At 33.2% G+C, this 19,909-nt stretch carries 15 protein-coding genes; 2 read left to right on the top strand and 13 right to left on the bottom strand.

From position 1 onward, the window contains the following. Positions 1–6 precede the first annotated feature (6 nt). From C8C83_RS00390 to mnmA, 4 genes are read right to left on the bottom strand one after another with little or no spacing between them, the layout of a single operon-like run. Positions 7–417: a hypothetical protein gene (locus tag C8C83_RS00390; protein ID WP_121325928.1), complete on the bottom strand. Its 411-nt coding sequence runs from the start codon at positions 415–417 to the stop codon at positions 7–9. 20 nt (positions 418–437) lie between these two features. After that, on the bottom strand, positions 438–1,382 hold the full coding sequence (locus tag C8C83_RS00395; protein WP_121325929.1) for a nitronate monooxygenase: 945 nt from the start codon (positions 1,380–1,382) through the stop codon (positions 438–440). Between the two features lie 12 nt (positions 1,383–1,394). Further along, positions 1,395–3,005 carry a S8 family serine peptidase gene (locus tag C8C83_RS00400; RefSeq protein ID WP_121325930.1) on the bottom strand — a complete coding sequence of 537 codons (1,611 nt, stop codon included), beginning with the start codon at positions 3,003–3,005 and terminating at the stop codon, positions 1,395–1,397. Positions 3,006–3,048: 43 nt separating this feature from the next. Continuing rightward, a complete protein-coding gene (mnmA, locus tag C8C83_RS00405) occupies positions 3,049–4,236 on the bottom strand; it encodes a tRNA 2-thiouridine(34) synthase MnmA (protein WP_121325931.1) in 1,188 nt (395 codons plus the stop codon). Between the two features lie 143 nt (positions 4,237–4,379). Between mnmA and C8C83_RS00410 the strand changes: the two genes are divergently transcribed. After that, positions 4,380–6,257 (top strand): PEP/pyruvate-binding domain-containing protein, encoded by a 1,878-nt coding sequence (locus C8C83_RS00410; RefSeq protein ID WP_121325932.1) that lies wholly within the window; start codon positions 4,380–4,382, stop codon positions 6,255–6,257. 179 nt (positions 6,258–6,436) lie between these two features. Here the strand turns inward: C8C83_RS00410 and C8C83_RS00415 are convergent, their stop codons facing one another. The 9 genes from C8C83_RS00415 to C8C83_RS00455 form a co-directional block, all read right to left on the bottom strand. Further along, complete coding sequence (locus tag C8C83_RS00415) at positions 6,437–6,994, bottom strand: DUF4956 domain-containing protein (RefSeq protein WP_121325933.1); 558 nt, start codon at positions 6,992–6,994, stop codon at positions 6,437–6,439. Positions 6,995–7,242: 248 nt separating this feature from the next. Then, positions 7,243–7,959, bottom strand: a complete 717-nt coding sequence (locus C8C83_RS00420) for a hypothetical protein (RefSeq protein ID WP_132011617.1) — start codon at positions 7,957–7,959, stop codon at positions 7,243–7,245. A gap of 94 nt (positions 7,960–8,053) precedes the next feature. After that, positions 8,054–9,967 (bottom strand): membrane protein insertase YidC, encoded by a 1,914-nt coding sequence (gene yidC / locus C8C83_RS00425; RefSeq protein WP_121325934.1) that lies wholly within the window; start codon positions 9,965–9,967, stop codon positions 8,054–8,056. A gap of 80 nt (positions 9,968–10,047) precedes the next feature. Further along, positions 10,048–11,664, bottom strand: coding sequence for a CTP synthase (locus C8C83_RS00430; protein ID WP_121325935.1), 1,617 nt, complete (start codon positions 11,662–11,664; stop codon positions 10,048–10,050). Positions 11,665–12,429: 765 nt separating this feature from the next. Further along, complete coding sequence (locus C8C83_RS00435) at positions 12,430–12,666, bottom strand: DUF3820 family protein (protein ID WP_099711497.1); 237 nt, start codon at positions 12,664–12,666, stop codon at positions 12,430–12,432. 242 nt (positions 12,667–12,908) lie between these two features. Further along, on the bottom strand, positions 12,909–14,837 hold the full coding sequence (nagB, locus tag C8C83_RS00440; RefSeq protein ID WP_121325936.1) for a glucosamine-6-phosphate deaminase: 1,929 nt from the start codon (positions 14,835–14,837) through the stop codon (positions 12,909–12,911). 33 nt (positions 14,838–14,870) lie between these two features. After that, positions 14,871–16,244: a sugar MFS transporter gene (locus tag C8C83_RS00445; RefSeq protein ID WP_165877216.1), complete on the bottom strand. Its 1,374-nt coding sequence runs from the start codon at positions 16,242–16,244 to the stop codon at positions 14,871–14,873. Positions 16,245–16,427: 183 nt separating this feature from the next. Continuing rightward, entirely contained in the window at positions 16,428–17,303 is an 876-nt protein-coding gene (locus C8C83_RS00450) for a sugar phosphate nucleotidyltransferase (protein WP_121325938.1), read from the bottom strand. Between the two features lie 15 nt (positions 17,304–17,318). Continuing rightward, entirely contained in the window at positions 17,319–18,404 is a 1,086-nt protein-coding gene (locus tag C8C83_RS00455; RefSeq protein ID WP_121325939.1) for a galactokinase family protein, read from the bottom strand. A gap of 231 nt (positions 18,405–18,635) precedes the next feature. Between C8C83_RS00455 and C8C83_RS00460 the strand changes: the two genes are divergently transcribed. Further along, the gene (locus tag C8C83_RS00460) at positions 18,636–19,676 is read left to right on the top strand and encodes a LacI family DNA-binding transcriptional regulator (protein WP_121325940.1); all 1,041 of its coding nucleotides are present in this window, start codon (positions 18,636–18,638) and stop codon (positions 19,674–19,676) included. The last annotated feature ends 233 nt before the right edge of the window (positions 19,677–19,909 follow it).

Here is a 19,909-nt window from a genome sequence, read left to right on the forward strand (position 1 = left end):
TATTAGCTACACACTAAAAATATTATATACAATAATATGATCGTCATAGTTAATATAAAGTTGTTTGCGGTAATCTTGCTTTTTTCGGGTTATAATAGAGAGTTTACAATTTTTACCGTCATTATCTTTGCACATAAAAGAGTACACGATATCAGTTTCATTTTCTTCTCTTTCGATGTAATCTTCAATATTAAAAAGTTGAATTTCCATCGAATAAACTACAATTCGGTGTTTATTGGTGTCTAAAATAACCGAGAGATTTACCAAATCAAGATTTGACCATTCGCCCCATTTACCTTTTTCGTTTTTTTCTAAAACACTAAATCCTGATGTTTTAAACTGATAGGACTGACTTTGAACTTTTTGAAGACCAAAAGTCAAAAAAAGAAACAAAATAAAGATGCGCATAGTATTCATAATAGTATTCTTGCAGGTAATTAAAACTCAAATTTAGACTTTTCTTCGCAAGCAATTTCAAAATCAGCCATCATTTGTTTAATAATTTGTTCTACTGGCAAAATTTCATGGATAATTCCGGCTATTTGACCAATTTCAAGTTCACCTTCTTCAAGATCGCCTTCAAACATTCCTTTTTTGGCTCTTGCTCTGCCCAAAAGTTCTGTTAATTCTTCTTTAGAAGGACATCTTTCATATAGATTTTGAACATCCTGATAAAACTTATTTTTAATCAATCGAACCGGTGCCAATTCTTTCAAAGTCAATTGTGTATCACCTTCCTTAACATTCACAATAGTTTGTTTGAAATTATCATGTGAAGACGATTCTACAGATGCTGCAAAACGACTTCCAACCTGAACGCCATCAGCACCCAAAATCATCGTAGCCAACATTCCTCTTCCTGTTGCAATTCCTCCAGCAGCAATAATAGGAATCTCAATTTTTTCTTTTACCATCGGAATCAAAGTCAGCGTTGTTGTTTCGTCACGTCCATTGTGTCCTCCAGCTTCAAAACCTTCTGCAACAATTGCGTCAACTCCTGCTTCTTGTGCTTTTAGAGCAAAAACGCTGCTACTCACAACATGTACAACCGTAATCCCTTTTTCTTTTAAAAAAGAAGTCCAGGTTTTAGGATTTCCTGCCGAAGTAAAAACGATTTTAACGCCTTCTTCAACCACAATATTCATGATTTCTTCAATATTTGGATATAACATCGGAATGTTAACACCAAAAGGTTTATCGGTTGCTTTTTTGCATTTCTGAATATGTTCTCTCAAAACTTCCGGATACATTGAACCTGCACCAATAAGTCCCAAACCTCCGGCATTACTTACTGCCGAAGCTAATTTATAACCACTGTTCCAAATCATTCCTCCCTGAATAATTGGATATTTAATATTAAAAAGCTGCGTAATTCTATTCATTCAAAAATGCTGTTATTGTTTAATTATCTTTCCTGTTTTATGCAAACCATCAACATCAAAAGCATAAAAGTAAAGTCCGCTTTGTAAAGATGCTACAGAAAGAAATGGATCTTGATTTGTGATTTGTTTTTCGATTACTTTTTGTCCTAAAACCGAATAAATTTTAACCGAAGCCTTATAATTTTCCTGTGAAAATGAAAACGAAACTAAAGTTTCAGCAGGATTTGGATATACTGAAAAAGCTGAAAGTGCATTTTGAAAATCTTCTACTCCCAAAGTCGTTCCAAAATTTGGAATTCCGTAGCCGTAATTATTATTTGGTGCCGAATAGCGATCAGAAGACTCCAATAACATTTGTCGGATTTCCTTGTTCGTTTTTGTTGGAAAAGCCTGCCACAAACACGCAATCATTCCTGCCATAATTGGGCAAGAAAATGAAGTCCCGTTTGCGGTACCGATATTTCCATTTGGATCAGAAACAACCGCTGCGGCACCTTGCGCCATAACATCGGGTTTTATTCGATTATCAAAACTTGGCCCAATAGAACTTGAACCTGCTTTTACTTTTGTAGCGTTAACAGAACCAACCGTTATAACTGAAACTGCATCTGCCGGACCTCCTATATGCGGTTCTGTGGTACTTCCTTCATTTCCTGCAGAAGCCAACACAACAATCCCTTTGCTAAAAGCGATTTCGGCGCCACGCGAAATGAAATTTGTAACACCGTTCATATCACTATAAGTATGACTGTAATTAGCATCATCAAACCCAAAGTATCCCAACGAAGTTGTAATTATATCAACTCCTAGGTAATCCGCTTTTTCTGCCGCTTCTACCCAAAGCGATTCTTCGACAGGATTTTCAGTGGCATCATTTTCTGTTATAAATAAATAGAATGACGCACTTGGAGCCGTTCCTACCAAAGCATTTTCTTTATAACCGCCAATCGTAGAAAGTACCATTGTACCGTGATCATCACCTGTATAGAAATTATCGTTTCTGTTTACAAAATCATATCCCCCTAAAATCTGATTATTAGTAATCAATTTTTGAAACGGCTGAGCTGTATTTACACCCGGAAAACCAGCATCTAAAACAGCAATTATTTTACCTGAACCAGTATAATTTTGCTGATGCAAAACTTGCCCATTGAGCATTTGAATTTGATTTGCTGAATTTCCGTAAGCATAATCAATTGTAGTATTGAGCTTGTCTTTTGTCTTTGCTATTTTGTTTTCAGAAACTTTTTTACCAGTTGTGTTCAAAGTTCTATTGGCAAAAACTACTTTATCAACAAACGAAAGTGTTTTTAAAGCCACAATATCGGTTTGAGTTCCTCGAATATGAAGCGCATTCATCCACTTCGATTGTGCCATCACAACAATTCCTGTGGCCGCTTTTACCTGAGTGATATAAGTTTCTTCAACAGGAACATCCGTAACATCCAGAGAAATATTCTGATTGGTTCTACGTTCTAAAGCACGCGCAGAAAGCATTTCAGATGGATTATCTAAAAAGTGCTGCGAATTTGGTTTGTCTTTAAAATAAACCCAGGCATCTTCTTGTGAAAACGCAACTGTAGTAAAAACCAATAATAGAAGTGTAATGTAATAGTGCTTCATAGTTTACTTTTTTAGAAGAAATCTTCTGTAAAAAAGTATAAAGCTAAGAAATTACTCCCGAACCAACTAATTCATTATCGAAATACCAAGCTGCAAACTGACCTTCAGTAATTGCAGATTGCCCTTCTTCAAACTGAACGTACATTCCGTCTTCAAATTGGTGCAAAGTTGCTTTTTGTAAAGGCTGACGGTAACGAATTCTCGCCATAACGTCCATTGTTTCTCCAACTTTTAACACTAAATCTGTACGAATCCAGTGTACTTCAGATTTTTCGATAAATAAAGCTTTTTTGAATAATCCGGGATGAAGGCTTGTTAAACCAGTATAAATAGTATTAGTTTCAACATCTGTAGCAATGATAAACAACGGATCTGTTGTTCCGCCAACATTCAAACCTTTTCTTTGTCCAATTGTAAAATAATGAGCACCTTGATGTTTTCCAACCACTTTTCCCATTGTTGGAAGATAATCACGCTTTTTAGCTTCTAATTTTAATTCTTCTTCTAATGATAAACCAGATGGTTTTTCGATAGCGTAAATAGGATCGTTTTTATCAATCTGAACAATTTTACCTTCTTTAGGCTGCAATTTTTGTTGTAGAAATTCCGGTAAACGAACTTTCCCGATAAAACATAATCCTTGAGAATCTTTCTTTTCTGCAGTTACCAAATCCATTTCTGCAGCAATTTCGCGTACTTCAGGTTTGGTCAAAGCCCCAATTGGAAACAATGATTTAGCCAATTGCTCTTGCGATAACTGACATAAAAAATACGATTGATCTTTATTATTATCTGCTCCGGCTATTAATTGATAAACTGGCTTTCCATCCACTTCGATTTCATTTTTTTGACAATAATGTCCCGTTGCCACATAATCAGCACCAAGACTTAAGGCAATTTTCATGAAAACATCAAATTTGATTTCGCGATTACAAAGCACATCAGGATTTGGAGTTCTTCCTTTTTCATATTCGTTGAACATATAATCAACGATTTTTTCTTTGTATTCTTCGCTTAAATCGACAGTTTGAAACGGTATTCCGAGTTTTTCAGCCACTAATAAAGCATCATTACTATCCTCTAACCAAGGACATTCATTAGATATAGTAACGGAATCATCGTGCCAGTTTTTCATAAAAAGCCCAATAACTTCGTATCCTTGTTGTTGCAATAAATAAGCAGCAACACTAGAATCTACTCCACCAGAAAGTCCAACAACTACACGTTTCATTCTAAATCGTTTATATTTTTACAAGGGTGCAAAGATAACTCAAATTATAGATTATTAGGACAGTTTTGATTAGTTTATATAATGCCACGGTAGATAAAACTTATTGTTTTTTTTAATTACTTTTAATTATCAATAAAAACGTCATGCAAAAATATATTTACAGTCTGTTTTTTCTATTCATTGCAGTTACTTTAAGTGCTCAAAGATACTCTGCGTCATTATCAAATTACGGCGCCTATAAAGCATTTAGAGGCAAACCTTTATCAGATAAATTTTCGAATATAGAATCTGTAAAAGTTATCTATGATCTCAAAAAACAAAAAATGTACTATTTCAATAGCAGTTTAATTCTTTTGCATTATGACTTTGTTACCAATTATTTAGGCTATAGCCAAGATTTAGAAGTCTTTAATAATGAGAATTATAGTGACACGATGAAAGACAGAGATTTTTTCCTGGGAAATCTCAATCACATCAAAGGAACCGAAAAATGGATTTTCGAATTAGCGGCTTCAGATCATATGCCAATTGAATCTATTGAACGCTTTTATAATTTAATCGTAAAATCGACTTTTATTGGTTCAAATTTAAAATTCTACCTGAATAATCCGACTCAAATGGAGTGGTTTCAGCAACAAAAATTTAAGATTCCTTGTGTGAAATCTGATTATATTTTTAATGAAATCAAGTATCAGGAAGTTGTTGCGGGAACAAATATTGGCATTCTAAAACAATATAAAATCAAAGACTTAGAAAAAATAAAACCAAATCCTGACGAAATCATTGTTTTAGACGGAACACCAGACATTTTGCCAAATGTAAGAGGAATTATTGTCAACGAATTACAAACGCCTTTAAGTCATTTAGTGCTTTTGGGCAAGAACAGAAAAATTCCGATAATGGCTTACACAAAAGCTTTAGAGGATAATAACATCAAAAGATTACTTTCAAAAAAAGTAGAATTAAAAATTGCAATTGATACTTTTTATATCAGAGAAACTACTAAAAAAATAGAGCAAAAAGCTTCGACAAAAAAGAAAAAACTAATCATTGATAATAGCGTTACTGAATTAGTAGATTTAGCTACAATTCCTAAAAAAGGAATAAACTACATTGGTTCTAAAGCTCAAAACATGGCTTATTTAATTGCTATTTCAAAAGAAACGGCATTTAAAACTCCTGAAGACGCACACGCAATTCCGTTTTATTTTTATACAAAACACATTCAGAAAAAATCAATTTCACCATTAATTTCTGAGCTTTTAGAGTATCCTCATAAAGATTCCACCGTTTGGATTAACCATCAATTGAAAAAGATTCGTGATGCAATTAAGAAAGAACCTGTAGATCCTGAATTAATTACAAAACTGAACGAAACCTTTAAAAATGCAAAGTTTAAAAACTTTAGATTCAGATCTTCTACAAATGCAGAGGATTTAGATGATTTTAATGGCGCCGGGTTATACGATTCTAAAACCGGAATTCTGGGAGATAGTATCAAAACATTCGAAAAAGCAATTAAACAAGTTTGGGCAAGCGTTTGGAATGAAGCTTCATATAACGAAAGAGAACTTTTTGGAATTGATCAGCATAATATTGCGATGGGAGTTCTGGTACATCGTTCTTTTCCGGATGAACTTGCAAATGGTGTTGTGATCACAAAAAATATGTTCCGGGAAAATTTCCCAGGCATTACAGTCAATGTTCAAAAAGGAGAAAACTCAGTTGTAAAACCCGAAAAAGGAGAAATCTGTGAGCAGTTTGTCGCCTATCATTTTAATTCAGGAAAAGATGACACCGATTTTGATGTAGATTATACCTCAAATTCCAACTTAAATAATAACGAACCTTTATTAAGCCGAAAAGAAATGAGCAGGCTTTTTCTTGTCAGCTCAAAAATCGAAGAAAAAATGTATCGTTATTGGAAAAAAAACAGATTTCATCCTGTAGATATAGAATTTAAAATTGTTGGAGAAAACAGGGATTTATATATTAAACAAGTTCGGCCTTTTAATGAATAATGCAAATCCAATGGTTGAAAACTTATAACTTGTGTCGTTAGACACTAAATATTGGTAGAAAAATATGAATTAGAGTAGATTTAGCGTGCCGTAGGTACGCAATTTTTTTTTAAATTGGTGTTTCCTACCAATATTTAGTACCTAAAGGCACTTTTAATCTCTTTGGTTCATCTGAATAATCAATAGAATACTTGAAGATCGATTTCATTTGAAATCGTGTTTATATTCACAATTTTAAAATCAAAATCATCGATATTCATTTTTTGCTGAACAGACTTTCGTATGGCTTGATTGTCTAAAGAAAAATCACTTTCTAAGGCAATTTTCACTTCTACTATATTCAAATATTTAGAAGCTTTTTTATTGACTATAACAGAAGCTACGATATAAAATCCGATGATGATAATTTGAAAAAACAGAAGCACTTCTATTTTCTCATATGGATACATAATATCCAAAATAGAAAGTGTAATTGTAGCAAACAAAAAGATAATTGCATTTACAGTAAAAGACTGCGTTCTGAATCTTAAAATGGAGAAAATAGCAAATAATCCAAAACCAATTCCAACGCCGATCTCGATTTTTGTAAACAAATAACAAAGCGAAAAAGTACAAAGACCAACAATAACCATCAAGGGATTTATGGTTTCATTATCTTTTCTATTAGAGAAAAAATACAAAATCAAAATTGAGAAAAACAACAATAGAAATCTTCCTGAAAGTTCGTTTAAATCCATTTACTTGAAGTATTAGTAAATCAAATTTAGAAAAAAGTTTGCCACGAATTTTTCTTTTTTAATATTTCAAACTGAATTAAAAGAAGTTACCACGAATTTCTTTTTGACGTATATCATGAGAGAAAAAAGTTTGCCACGAATTTCACGAATTTTCACGAATTTTTCTTCACTCAGTTTGAGTATTAAATAATTCGTGAAAATTCGTGAAATTCATGGCAAAAAAAAGTCCGTTAAACGGACTTTAAATTTTATTCTTTCTTAGGTTTTGAATCAGCTTGATAATTACTTTTTGGATCGCTCATATTAACTTCTTTGGTTAATTTACCTTTTGAATAAAACAGCCACTTTCCAACTTTTTTTCCATTCAAAAACTTCCCTTTAGAAGCAATAGTACCTTCCGAATCATAAAAAATAGCATCTCCATTATATTGATCATTCCCATAAGTGGTTTGCTCTAAAAGGATTCCGTTTTGCCCGAATTTTTTATAAATACCTTCTCTCAATCCATTTTTATACGTCATTTCTTCAGCAATTTTTGCGTCTGGATAATAAATCGTTCTTGAACCTTCGAGTTTACCGTTTTTATAGTTTTCAAGTGTCATAACAACTTTAGAAGCTTTATGGTAATACTTCCATTCTCCTTCATTATTTCTACCAATTACTTTACCTTCGCTTACTTTATTTTTATTCTGATCATAAAAAATATTGTAAGCACTTCCGTCATTCGCACTAAAATCACGAGTGGCCAAAACATCACCTTTTTTAGTATCATCAAAATATTTAAAAATGCCAGTTTCTTTTCCGTGGCTAAAAGTTCCTTCATAACGAGGACGTTTAGAGACTTCATAAACTCCTTTCCAGACACCATCTTTCTTTCCGTTAGCATCAAGTTTATTAGAATCCTGCGCCGAAACTAAAAGGGCGTTTAAAAAAAGTAATCCGATTATTATTTTTCTACAAATCATTGTTCTGTTTAATTTTAAACTTTAACGAAAATGCTTTTCATAAAGTATAATTTAGATATAAAAAAATCCCGATTACTCGAGATTTTTTTATTTATTATTTCTTTTTATTTTGACCTTTTGCAGCTTCTTGTTGCTCCATTACTTCCTGAAGGCGTTGTTGAAACTTGCTTTGTTTTTTAGGTTCTTTTAATTTGTTCTCTTGAATTTGAGCGTGAATTTTATCTGTATCAACGATATAATTTTTGATTACAAACATAATTCCGATTGTAATTAAATTTGAAATAAAGTTATACAAACTCAAACCTGCACCATAACTATTAAAGAAAATTAACATCATTAATGGCGAAACATAAATCATGATTTTCATCATTTTTGCCATATCCGGCATTCCTTCTTGTTGAGGCGCAGCCATTTGTTGATCTCCAGAAGTCATTTTCATATAGAAGAAAATCGCAATTGCAGCCATAATTGGGAACAAACTGATATGATCTCCATATAACGGAATGTGGAATGGTAATTTTACAACAGCATCAAAAGATGATAAATCGTCTGCCCAAAGGAAACTTTTTTGTCTTAACTCAAAAGCTGAAGGGAAGAACTGGAATGACGCATACATAAACGGAAGCTGAATCAATGCCGGAATACATCCTGCCATTGGGTTTACTCCTGCTTTGTTGTACAACTTCATCGTTTCTTGTTGTTTCTTCATTGGGTCTTTTTTGAACTTTTCTCCCAATTCTGTAATTTCAGGACGTAGAACTTTCATTTTTGCCTGAGACAAGAAAGACTTATATGTAATTGGCGACATTGCCAATTTGATAATAATTGTAAAGATGATAATCGCAATTCCTAATGACAATCCAATTGTAGAACTCAAAAATCCAAATAACGGAATGAAAACCCATTTGTTGATCCATCCAAAAATCCCCCAACCTAATGGAATAATTTTTTCGAAGTTTTTATCGTATGATTTTAAAGTTTTATAATCAGATGGTCCAAAATACCAGCTCATTTTATAATCAACTTCTCCATTAGAAAAAGCTAACGGAACTGTTGCTTTAAATTGTTTGATAAAAGTAGTGTCTACTGCTTCATCTTTTACTAAATCATCAGATTGTAACTTAGACTTTTCGAATGGTTTATCAGTAGCTAAAATAGCAGTAAAAAAGTGTTGTTTGAAAGCGATGTAACTCACTTTTTCAGGAGTATCTTCTTTTCCTACACCATGACTTACTGAACTGTATTTCTCATCTCCATACTCATATTCAATTTGAGCATATCTTTTTTCAATAGAAACACTTTTCTCGTTTCTATAAGATTTCAAATCCCAAACTAAATCTAATGGTTTTGAAGAATTTAAAACTTTATTCAATCCTTGAGAACGAATATCAAAACCGACTAAATAATCGTTTGGCTTCAAGATATATTTGTACTCTAAAAATTCATTTGCTCCGGCTTTCAAACGCATTGTCAAAATTTGGTCTGCACCATTTTTAGTCAACGTTGGCTCAAAATATAGATCTTTAGAGTTTAAAGTTCTGTTATCTGTAGTTTGTAACTGAATATTTAAATCAGAATTATTGTCTTTAATTAATTCTACTATTTGTCCGGAATTTTTCTCAAATCTTTTAAATTCTTTCAACTTAGCTTCCACTATATAACCACCTTTATTAGCGATTTTTAGTATCATCTTTTCGTTTTCAATAGTAGTAAAACCTTCTTTTGCAGAAGGAAGTGTAGCAGAATAAGCAAAACCACCTAAAGATTTTTGCAATTGTGCTAATTGTACCGTATCGCCAGGAGTTGTAGCTGCAGCAACTGGTAAAACTGCTGTTTTAGTTTTATCAGCTTTTGCCTGAGCTTCTTGCTTAGCAACTAATTCTTTCTTGGCTTTTTCAGCAGCAATCTCCTTATCAGAAGGTTGATTTTGGTACATAATCCAAATCAAAATTCCAAATATCAATACAAAACCAATGATTGAATTAAGATCAAATTTTTTTTCTTCCATTATAATTTAAAAAAGGGTTATTCGTTAAAGACTATTAGTAATGAGTTTGACTCAAAAGTTACATCCTTTCAGAATATTAATTATTGTTTTTTATGTGCATTTACTGCAGCAGCCACAAAGTTTACAAAAATTGGATGTGGGTTTGCCACTGTACTTTTGTATTCCGGGTGGTATTGAACACCAATGAAAAACGGGTGATTCTCAAGCTCTACAATTTCTACTAAACCTGTATCAGGATTAACTCCAGAAGCTTTTAAACCTGCCTTTTGTAATTCATCAGCATATTTATTATTGTACTCATAACGATGACGGTGACGCTCTGAAATAGTCGTTTGCCCGTAGATTCTGTGTGCTAAAGTGTTTGGTTTAATATCACATTTCCAAGCACCAAGACGCATTGTTCCACCTTTATCAGTAATTGTTTTTTGTTCTTCCATTAAATTAACAACCGGATGAGGAGTTTTCTCATTCATCTCTGTAGAATTGGCATCAGTATAACCTAAAATATTTCTTGAATATTCGATAACAGACATTTGCATTCCTAAACAAATTCCGAAAAATGGAATATTATTTTCACGTGCATAACGAACGGCTTCGATTTTTCCTTCAATACCTCTTTCTCCAAAACCAGGTGCTACTAAAACTCCGTCAAGAGGCCCTAATTTTTCAGTAACATTATCAATATTAATGTGTTCTGAGTGTATTGAAATTACGTTTACTTTAGTTTCATTTGAAGCTCCTGCATGAATAAACGCCTCCAAAATAGATTTGTAACAATCCTGCATTTCTACATATTTACCAATCAAACCAATATTTACGGTATGTTTTGGATTTTTTAATCTGCGTAAAAAAGTATTCCAGTTTTTTAAATCCGGAGCTGCTTTTTTAGGTAAATCTAATTTCTTTAAAGCCACAACATCTAATCCTTCTTCAAGCATTAAATTTGGAACTTCATATATTGTTGAAGCATCAATTGACTGAATTACCGCTTCTCTTTTTACGTTGCAAAACAACGCTAATTTGTTACGCAATTCATCAGAAAGTTCATGCTCTGTTCTACAAACCAAGATATCTGCTTTGATACCACTTTCCATCAAAGTTTTTACCGAGTGCTGTGTAGGTTTTGTTTTTAACTCTCCTGCAGCAGCCAAATAAGGAACCAAAGTCAAATGAATAACAATTCCGTTATTTTCTCCTAATTCCCAAACTAACTGACGAACAGACTCAATATAAGGTAGTGACTCAATATCACCAACAGTTCCTCCAATTTCAGTAATAACAATATCATAATCGCCGGATTTACCCAACAATTGCATTCTGTCTTTGATTTCGTTTGTAATATGAGGAACAACCTGAACTGTTTTTCCTAAAAATTCTCCTCTTCTTTCTTTTTCAATTACCGAAAGATAAACTCTTCCTGTAGTAACGTTATTCGCCTGAGAAGTAGGAACGTTCAAAAAACGCTCGTAGTGACCTAAATCTAAATCTGTTTCTGCACCATCATCTGTTACATAACATTCTCCGTGCTCATACGGATTTAACGTACCTGGATCTACATTTATGTACGGATCAAATTTTTGAATAGTTGTACGATATCCTCTTCCTTGTAACAATTTTGCTAAAGATGCCGCGATAATACCTTTTCCTAAAGAAGAAGTCACACCGCCTGTAACAAAAATATATTTTGTTTGATTCATTCTGTTGTTGTTTGTATGTAGTTGTGTAAAAAACTTGGCAAAAGTACAAATTTAATTAGATAATTTATCAATTAGATTATGAGATAATTTGCAAATTTTTAATTAGAACGATTACTTGGTTTTGTAATCGATAATTTTAAGCTTTTATTAGGAATATTTTTGAAGAATACTCTTAATCTTTCGAAATTTCATTGACTAAAAAGTGTAAATATCAAATAAGAAAGATTTTCGGAATGATAAAAAAACGGATAAATATAAAATATTTTGTATTGACTAATTATTTTTACCGCAAAGCACGCAAAGGTTTTTTATTGCTAAGGTTTTATATAAACTCAAAGTTCGCAAAGCTTTATAAATATAGCTTTGCGAACTTTGAGTTTAATGAGCGTAATCTATAACAAAAAAAACTTTGCGCCCTTTGCGGTTAAATCCATCCTTAATTCTATAGCTCCACAGGTTTTCGTATTGATCAAAAAAAATCTAATTTAAGTGATAAATTTAAACATAAAAAAAATATTATAAATTGTAAAAACATTGACTTGTACACATTTACAAATTCAGTCTTGAATTCTGTGGTGTCAATATGTTTTTAAAAAATATAATATTTTTTTTATCAAATAGAAACATTATCAATTTAAAACACTGACTTGTACACATCTATAAATTCAGTCTTGAATTCTGTGGTATCACTTTGTTTTTAGAATTGTAATATTTTTACTTATCAAACTTAAATAAAAAAAACGATATAGCAAAAGATTTTTCTTACTATTTTAAAGGTTTTGGATATTGCTTCTTAATATTCCTGATTAATTCCTCTAATCCGTTTAATTTTAGTTCGTAAACAAGGGCTAATTGCTGGCCTAATTCTCCTTTAGGAAATCCCTTATTCTGATACCAAACGACATAATATTCGGGTAAATCAATTAAAAACCATCCTTCGTATTTTCCGAAAGGCATTTTAGTATGAGCTAATTTTATAAGAAGTTTTTTGTCTGGTTCCATGTTGTGAAGAAAAAAGAAGCAAGAAGAAAGAATATAAAGTCATTCTTTCTTCTTGCTTCTTGTTGGTACAAAGCTATTCTTTTTTTGCCACAGATTAAAAGGATTTAAATGATTTTCTAATCTGCGACTAAATAATTTCGCCACGAATTCACGAATTAGTTTTAAATATAATTCGTGAATTCGTGGCGAATATTTTCTAATACTAAAACCTTAGCGACTTAGTAACTCAGAACCTCAGCACCTTAATAGTGCCATCTCACGAAAGCTTCCATTGCGGCGTATGTTGCTAAACCAAGTTGCTGGTACAAAGCAGCTGTTTCGGCATTTCTGTCTTCGGCTCTTTGCCAAAATTCTCTGGCATCTGTTCCCTGAAAAACAACTCCGTCTTTTTGAGATTGGTGTTTAAAGATTCCGTGACGTTTTGCCAAAACCTGATCCGGACTCATTGGTACCGCCATTTCAACTTCGTCAATTCCCCATTCTTGCCAAGCTCCGCGGTACAACCATAACCAGCAATCATCCATAAATGATTTTGGTTTAAGTGCTTTTACAGCTTCAAAAATAGCATCAAGACAAACTTTATGAGTTCCGTGTGGATCTGCTAAATCTCCTGCAGCGTATATTTGATGTGGTTTAATTTTTTCGATTAAATCCATTGTCAATTGAATATCTTCTTGTCCAATTGGTTTTTTCTCGATAGTTCCGGTTTCGTAGAAAGGCAATTCCATAAAATGAATCTGATCATCTGTCAAACCAACAAAATGACTTGTTGCTCTCGCCTCCCCTTTTCTGATTAATCCTTTAATGTAACGTACTTCAGGAATATCAATTTCACTGTTCTTTTTATTCGTTAAAAAAGTAGCTGCTTTTTGGTAAATACTATCTGCTTCAGCACTTTTGATTCCGAATTTTTCATTGTAATCAATTACGAATCTTGCAAAACGCAACGCTTCATCATCCGCTACAGCGATATTTCCAGAAGTTTGATACGCAACGTGCACTTCATGTCCTTGCTCTTGCAAACGCATGAAAGTTCCTCCCATACTAATGATATCATCATCAGGATGCGGGCTAAAAATCAATACACGTTTTTTAGCTGGCTCTGCTCTTTCAGGACGATTTGTATCGTCTGAATTTGGTTTTCCGCCTGGCCAACCTGTAATTGTATTTTGTAATTTATTGAAAATTTTAATGTTGATGTCGTATGCAGGACCTGAATCAGCCAATAAATCGCTCATTCCGTGTTCGATATAATCTGCATCTGTAAGCATTAAAATTGGTTTTTTAAGCTGAAGCGCCAATCCTAAAACCGCTTTACGAGTCAGTTTATCTGTCCAAACTACTTTTTCTACCAACCAAGGTTTGTTGATTCTTGTAAGTTTTGAAGATGCTTCCTTATCTAAAATAAAAACGGCATTATTATGTTCTTGCAAAAACGAAGCTGGAACACGATTCGTAACTTCATCTTCAACTGATTTTTTTACAATATTTGCTTTTCCTTCTCCCCAAGCCAATAAAATAACTTGTTTGGCTTCCATGATTTTTTTAACTCCAAGCGTGATTGCAGTTCTTGGCGTATTACTTAATCCGAAGAAATCTTTACTTGCAGCAACTCTGGTAATGTGATCTAATGCCACCAAACGAGTTTTTGAGTTTTGTAACGATCCTGACTCATTAAAACCAATATGTCCGTTACCTCCAATTCCCAAAATCTGAAGATCGATTCCTCCCAAAGCTTCGATTTTAGCTTCATATTCGTGGCAATAATCAGCGATTTGTTCTTTTGTTAAAAGTCCGTCCGGAACATGAGCGTTTTCAGGTAAAATATCGACATGATCAAACAGTAATTCTTTCATAAAACGAACATAACTGTTGATAGAATTTGGTTCCATTGGATAATATTCATCCAAGTTAAAACTAATTACGTTCTTAAAACTTAAACCTTCTTCTTTATGCAAACGTACCAATTCTGCATATAATCCTTTTGGAGAAGAACCAGTTGCAAGACCTAAAATACAAGGCTTGTTTTCTTTTTGTTTGGATTGAATTAAAGCTGCAATTTCTTGAGCAACCGCTTTTGAAGCATCATTTGAATTTTCAAAAACAACCGTATTGATGTTTTCGAATCGTTTCTCGAACCCCGTTGCTTTGTCGATTTTACTTTTTAACATGATATAGTCTATTTTTAATTTCTCTCGTTAAATTTACCAACTTCTGTATTTATGACCTTTCACAGCATAAAAAAGAATCATTAAATAAGATGGTAACAACATTAAATAGGCAATCTGATTTCCGCTTTTTGAAATTTCTGCGGTTCCGTTTGCAATATTTGATGCGTTTATATTTTCTGTGATCATTCCGTAGAACAAAGGAAAAATTGCTCCTCCAATGATTCCCATGATCAAAATTGCGCTTCCAATTTTAGTATAACCTCCTAGATCTTCTAATGCCATTGGCCAAATTGCAGGCCAGCAAAGTGCATTTGCCAAACCTAATAATGCTACTAAAAGTAATACAACCGGCAGATTTGGAATTCCAGGCAACTGAATCATTATTTTTGGCGAAATCAAAACTATTGCCAATACTAAAATTAAACCTAAAACTCCTGATGCCTTCAAGGCTGTAACTTGCGATACATATTTAGGTATTAATGTGATTCCTAATATATACCCCACAACCATTGCTGACATTGTAAAGGAAGTTAACTTTAAATAAAAATTTCCTTCTGTTCCATATACTCCCAATTCTTTTCCGAAACCTCCAATAGAATCTCCGGCTAAAACTTCGGCAGCTAAATACAGCATTAAAGTGATTACGCCTAAAACCAATTGCGGACGTCTGAATGCATTTCTGATTTGCTTAAAAATACTTAAATGCGTAACATTTCCGTCTTCATCCAAATCGATTTCCGGCAATGGCGACAGCTTTACTAACAATGCCAAAACCATAATAATCAATCCCATATAAAGATATGGTCTTTGCAATTGTAATGCAAGTGAATTTAGAGCGTTTGTTTTTGAAACGGAATCCAATAAAGCAATTTTATCAGCTGTAAACTCTTGCATATTAGACAAAACTAAAGCTGTCAATATCAATGGCGCTACAAATCCTGCTAACTTATTGGCAATTCCTAAAACACTAATTCTCGCAGCAGCGCTTTCTCTTGGGCCAATAACAACTACGTAAGGATTCGAGGCTGTCTGCAAAATTGCCAAACCAGTTCCCATTACAAACAATGCAATCAAAAATAATAAAAAAGTTCTACTTTCGGCTGCTGGATAGAACATAAATGCTCCGGCTGCAATGATTAATAATCCTAACGAAATACCATTTTTATACCCTACTTTTTCAATTACCCAAGATGATGGAACTGCCATTACAAAATAGGCAATATAAAAAGCAAAAGTTACAAAATAAGCTTGCGAAGAGGTCAACTCACACGCCAATTGAAAAAATGGAATTAATGGTCCGTTTAGCCAGGTTACAAAACCCAGAATAAAAAATAATGCAGTTAAGATTATCATCGGAATAATAGTACTCCTCTTGTCTATATGTAATGCACTTTCAATGTTTGACATAATACTTTTGGTTGATTGTTAATAGATTAGTGGTTTTCTCAATCTAAAATAGCATCAACTTTTTTGCAAATATATCGCAATTAAAGCACGGTTTAGTGCATTTTTTTTGCAATTTTAAAACAAAAATAGTCTAATAAGTTATACTTATCCGTAAATTAGATATCAATTTTTTGTTAATTTTTTTTATGTCTGCCAGTCTAAAACCGGATAATATTTCTTCAAATATGCTTTTACATCGGCAATATCTTCTTTTGCTGTCAGATCCGGAACGTGTTCTGAAAAAGGAATTCCTAAGGTTGTATTTGGATTCTCTTTTACCGAATTTAAAAGTACCGTTGGCAATTCTTTTTCGTCTCTTTCAGGATGAACCGGACAATTTTTAAGATGTGTATATAATGTACTTCCGTTAAATTTAAAAGCATTCATACTTACTCTGATTTTCCCCTCAATATCTTTATAATCATTTAAAACATCTGCCGAAGGTTTTTCTAAGATGTCCAATAACTGATTATTCTGATCTAATTTGGCAATGGCAAAACGCGAGATTCTTTCAGAAGGAAATTCCAATGCATCACGATCATAAGCGATAAAAGCATTTGGACTATTGGTTTCTCTAAGCGCCAATAAGGCTTTCGCCGAATATAAATTATCACTATTGCAAACCGAATATTGCTGAGAATTCAACTCCGGAAATTGTTCAACTGCCTGAAACAAAGCATCGGCTGTACCAAATGGTTTTATTCTTCCTTCCGGAATATATTGCACGGCAAATGAAATATTAAGTCCGTGAAAATCATTGTTGACATTTTGACTTCCGTAAAACTCTTTAAAAAGCTCACCTTGTTCACCTATAATAATGTAGATGTTTTTATATCCGGCTTTTTTGGCATTCAATAAAAGGTAATCTAATAAAGGTCTACCGCTTCCGCCAACGCCAATTAAACCTTTACTTCTTTCGTTTGCCTGAGCGATTTCTTCCGGTGATAAATTATCAAGAACGGCTTCTTTTTTCATGCGGGAAGATGCTCCACCCGCAAGAATAACTAAATTGTTGTGCATACTTATATTTTAAATTTAAATATTTTCAATAACTCTCACACCAGGATCTACAGACACGGCATAAGCTTCCTGCGCTCCGGCTTTTAAAATAGCTTCAATTACCTGATTTTCATTTTTAGGATCGGCAATTACAACAATACTTCCGCCGCCGCCAGAACCTACAATTTTAGCACCATAAGCGCCTGCACGCAAAGCTGCATTGATCATATCATCAATTCGTGGAACTGTAATTTTTAATAAATCTCGCAAAACTTCGTGATGCTGATTCATTAAATCTCCAATTTTTTTAAGGTCTAAAACTGGTTTTTCAAACTCTTTTAAAGCTTCTTTTGTATAATGATAATTTTTTATCGCCGCTTCAAAAAACGGAATCAATCTATCCGGCAAACAATTTCTGTAGCGATCTATATCTTCAATTTCAGAAGTATAAAGATCAAAATCAGGGAAATTTTGCTTGACAATTCCTATAGACATTAGTGCGTTTCCTTTTATTTCGCCAATTAAACCAATTGTTTCTTTTGGCACGCCCGAAACTCCTGTAATTAAACCTTTTAAATCTTTTCTAATTACTTTAAACGAAAAAGGTTCTTTGGTATTAATATACACCACATTTCCAACTCCAATGCTAAAATGATCCATCATTCCTCCTGGTTCTCCATGTTCGAGAACTTCAGATTCGTAACCTACTTTTGAAATAAACTCAGAGGTAACTTCCTGATTTACGCCAAAAGCCGAAATCAAAAACTGAATCCAAGCCATTAATAATGCCGATGAACTTGATGTTCCTGAATTAATGGGAATATCTCCGGTAATTGTGATATTGTAACCTACATTTGGTAAACAACCGTATCTGCGTAAAACACGCAATGAGGAAGCAAAATAATCTCGTGGCTCTAATGTATCAAAAGTTGCATCGATATCAATGACACGAACTTCATCGATATCAATCATATTCAGAACAAATGTTTTGGTGTTATTTTGTTCAGCAGTTAGTTTTATATTTCTATCAATTGCACAGGCGATAACCGGCAATCCTAAATAATCTTGATGATCTCCAAAGAGACATGTCCGACCTGGGGCTAATGAAGTAATTTTTTTCACTTGACAATTCTATGATAAAATATTGTAAATCAAATAATTACAATATTAATTGGTTAAGGATTTATTTTAGTTTTCTGGTTTTGATTCTACGAAACTATATATTATATTTTTATAAAACAAGAAAAAAACAAAAAATGTGCTCGAACACACCAAATAAATGTTCTCGAGCACACTAAATAATTCTGACAGAATTTTTTAAATAATTAAATCAAAGTTTCTATATTTGCTCATATGGATAAAAAGTACACAATTAAGGATATAGCAAAAATGGCTGGAGTTTCTAAAGGAACTGTTGACCGCGTTTTGCACAATAGAGGAAAAGTATCTCCAACGGCTTTAGAGAAAATCAATGAGGTTTTGAACGTTATTGATTATCAGCCCAACTTAATTGCCCGAAATTTAAAAAGCACAAAAGTCTATAGAATTTGTGTTTTACTTCCGGATCCTGAAATTGACTCTTACTGGCTTCCGTGCGTAAACGGAATTCAGGAAGCAATAACCGAGTTTAAAGCTTATAGTGTCGTAATCGAAACGCACTATTTTAATCCGGAAAGCACTAAATCATTTTTAAGCACAAACGAAAACATCATCAAGAAATCGCCTGACGCTGTTTTGATCGCTCCGTTATTCCATAAAGAAACTTTGGAAATCGTTAAACAATATGACGAATTGAATATTATGGTGAATACTTTTAATAATCAAATCGAAGGCGAATCTATTAAAAGTTTTGTTGGACAAGACTTGTACAAAAGCGGACGCGTAGCGGCAAGTTTAATGAATCTGATTTTGACTGACGGTCAAATTGCGATTATACACATTGACGAAAGCCTTAAAAATGCGGTTCACATGCAGGAAAAGGAAAAAGGCTTCAGAAATTATTTTGACGAAAAAAAGATTGCCGGTTTTTCTTTGACAACTCTAAAACTAAAACACCCAAATGTTGAAACTAAATTTTTGGCATTTGTAGAAGAGAATCCAAATTTGAAAGGAATTTTCATCACGACTTCAAAAGCATATCAAATCGCTTCTATCCTATCTTCGATAAAAACAAAAAAAATTGCGATTATAGGCTACGATTTAGTCGAAAAAAATGTGAACTTCCTAAACCAGGGATTGGTTCACTTTTTAATTCACCAAAATCAAAAAAGACAAGCTTATCTTGGAGTGAGTACTTTAGTCGAACATTTTTTATTCCGCAAAGATATTCCGGAAACAATATTACTGCCTATTGATATTATTAATGTCGAGAATGCTACATTTTACATTTCTTAACTGTTTTTTGCCCGCCGATTTAGCGGATTGAACGGGTTTACACAGATTTTTTTTTATATATGTGATAAAAATTCGCTCACAGATTTGGGAGATTTTTTTTGCAAATTTAATTACAAAAGACGCACTGCTGTGCGCCTCTACGTTAAAAACTTTGCGTCTTTGCGACTTTGCGAGATTAATTTTATTTATAAAAACCAGCGAAAACCAGCAAAAACCAGCAAAAACCAGCAAAA

This window comes from Flavobacterium sp. 90 (assembly GCF_004339525.1).
GTDB lineage: Bacteria > Bacteroidota > Bacteroidia > Flavobacteriales > Flavobacteriaceae > Flavobacterium.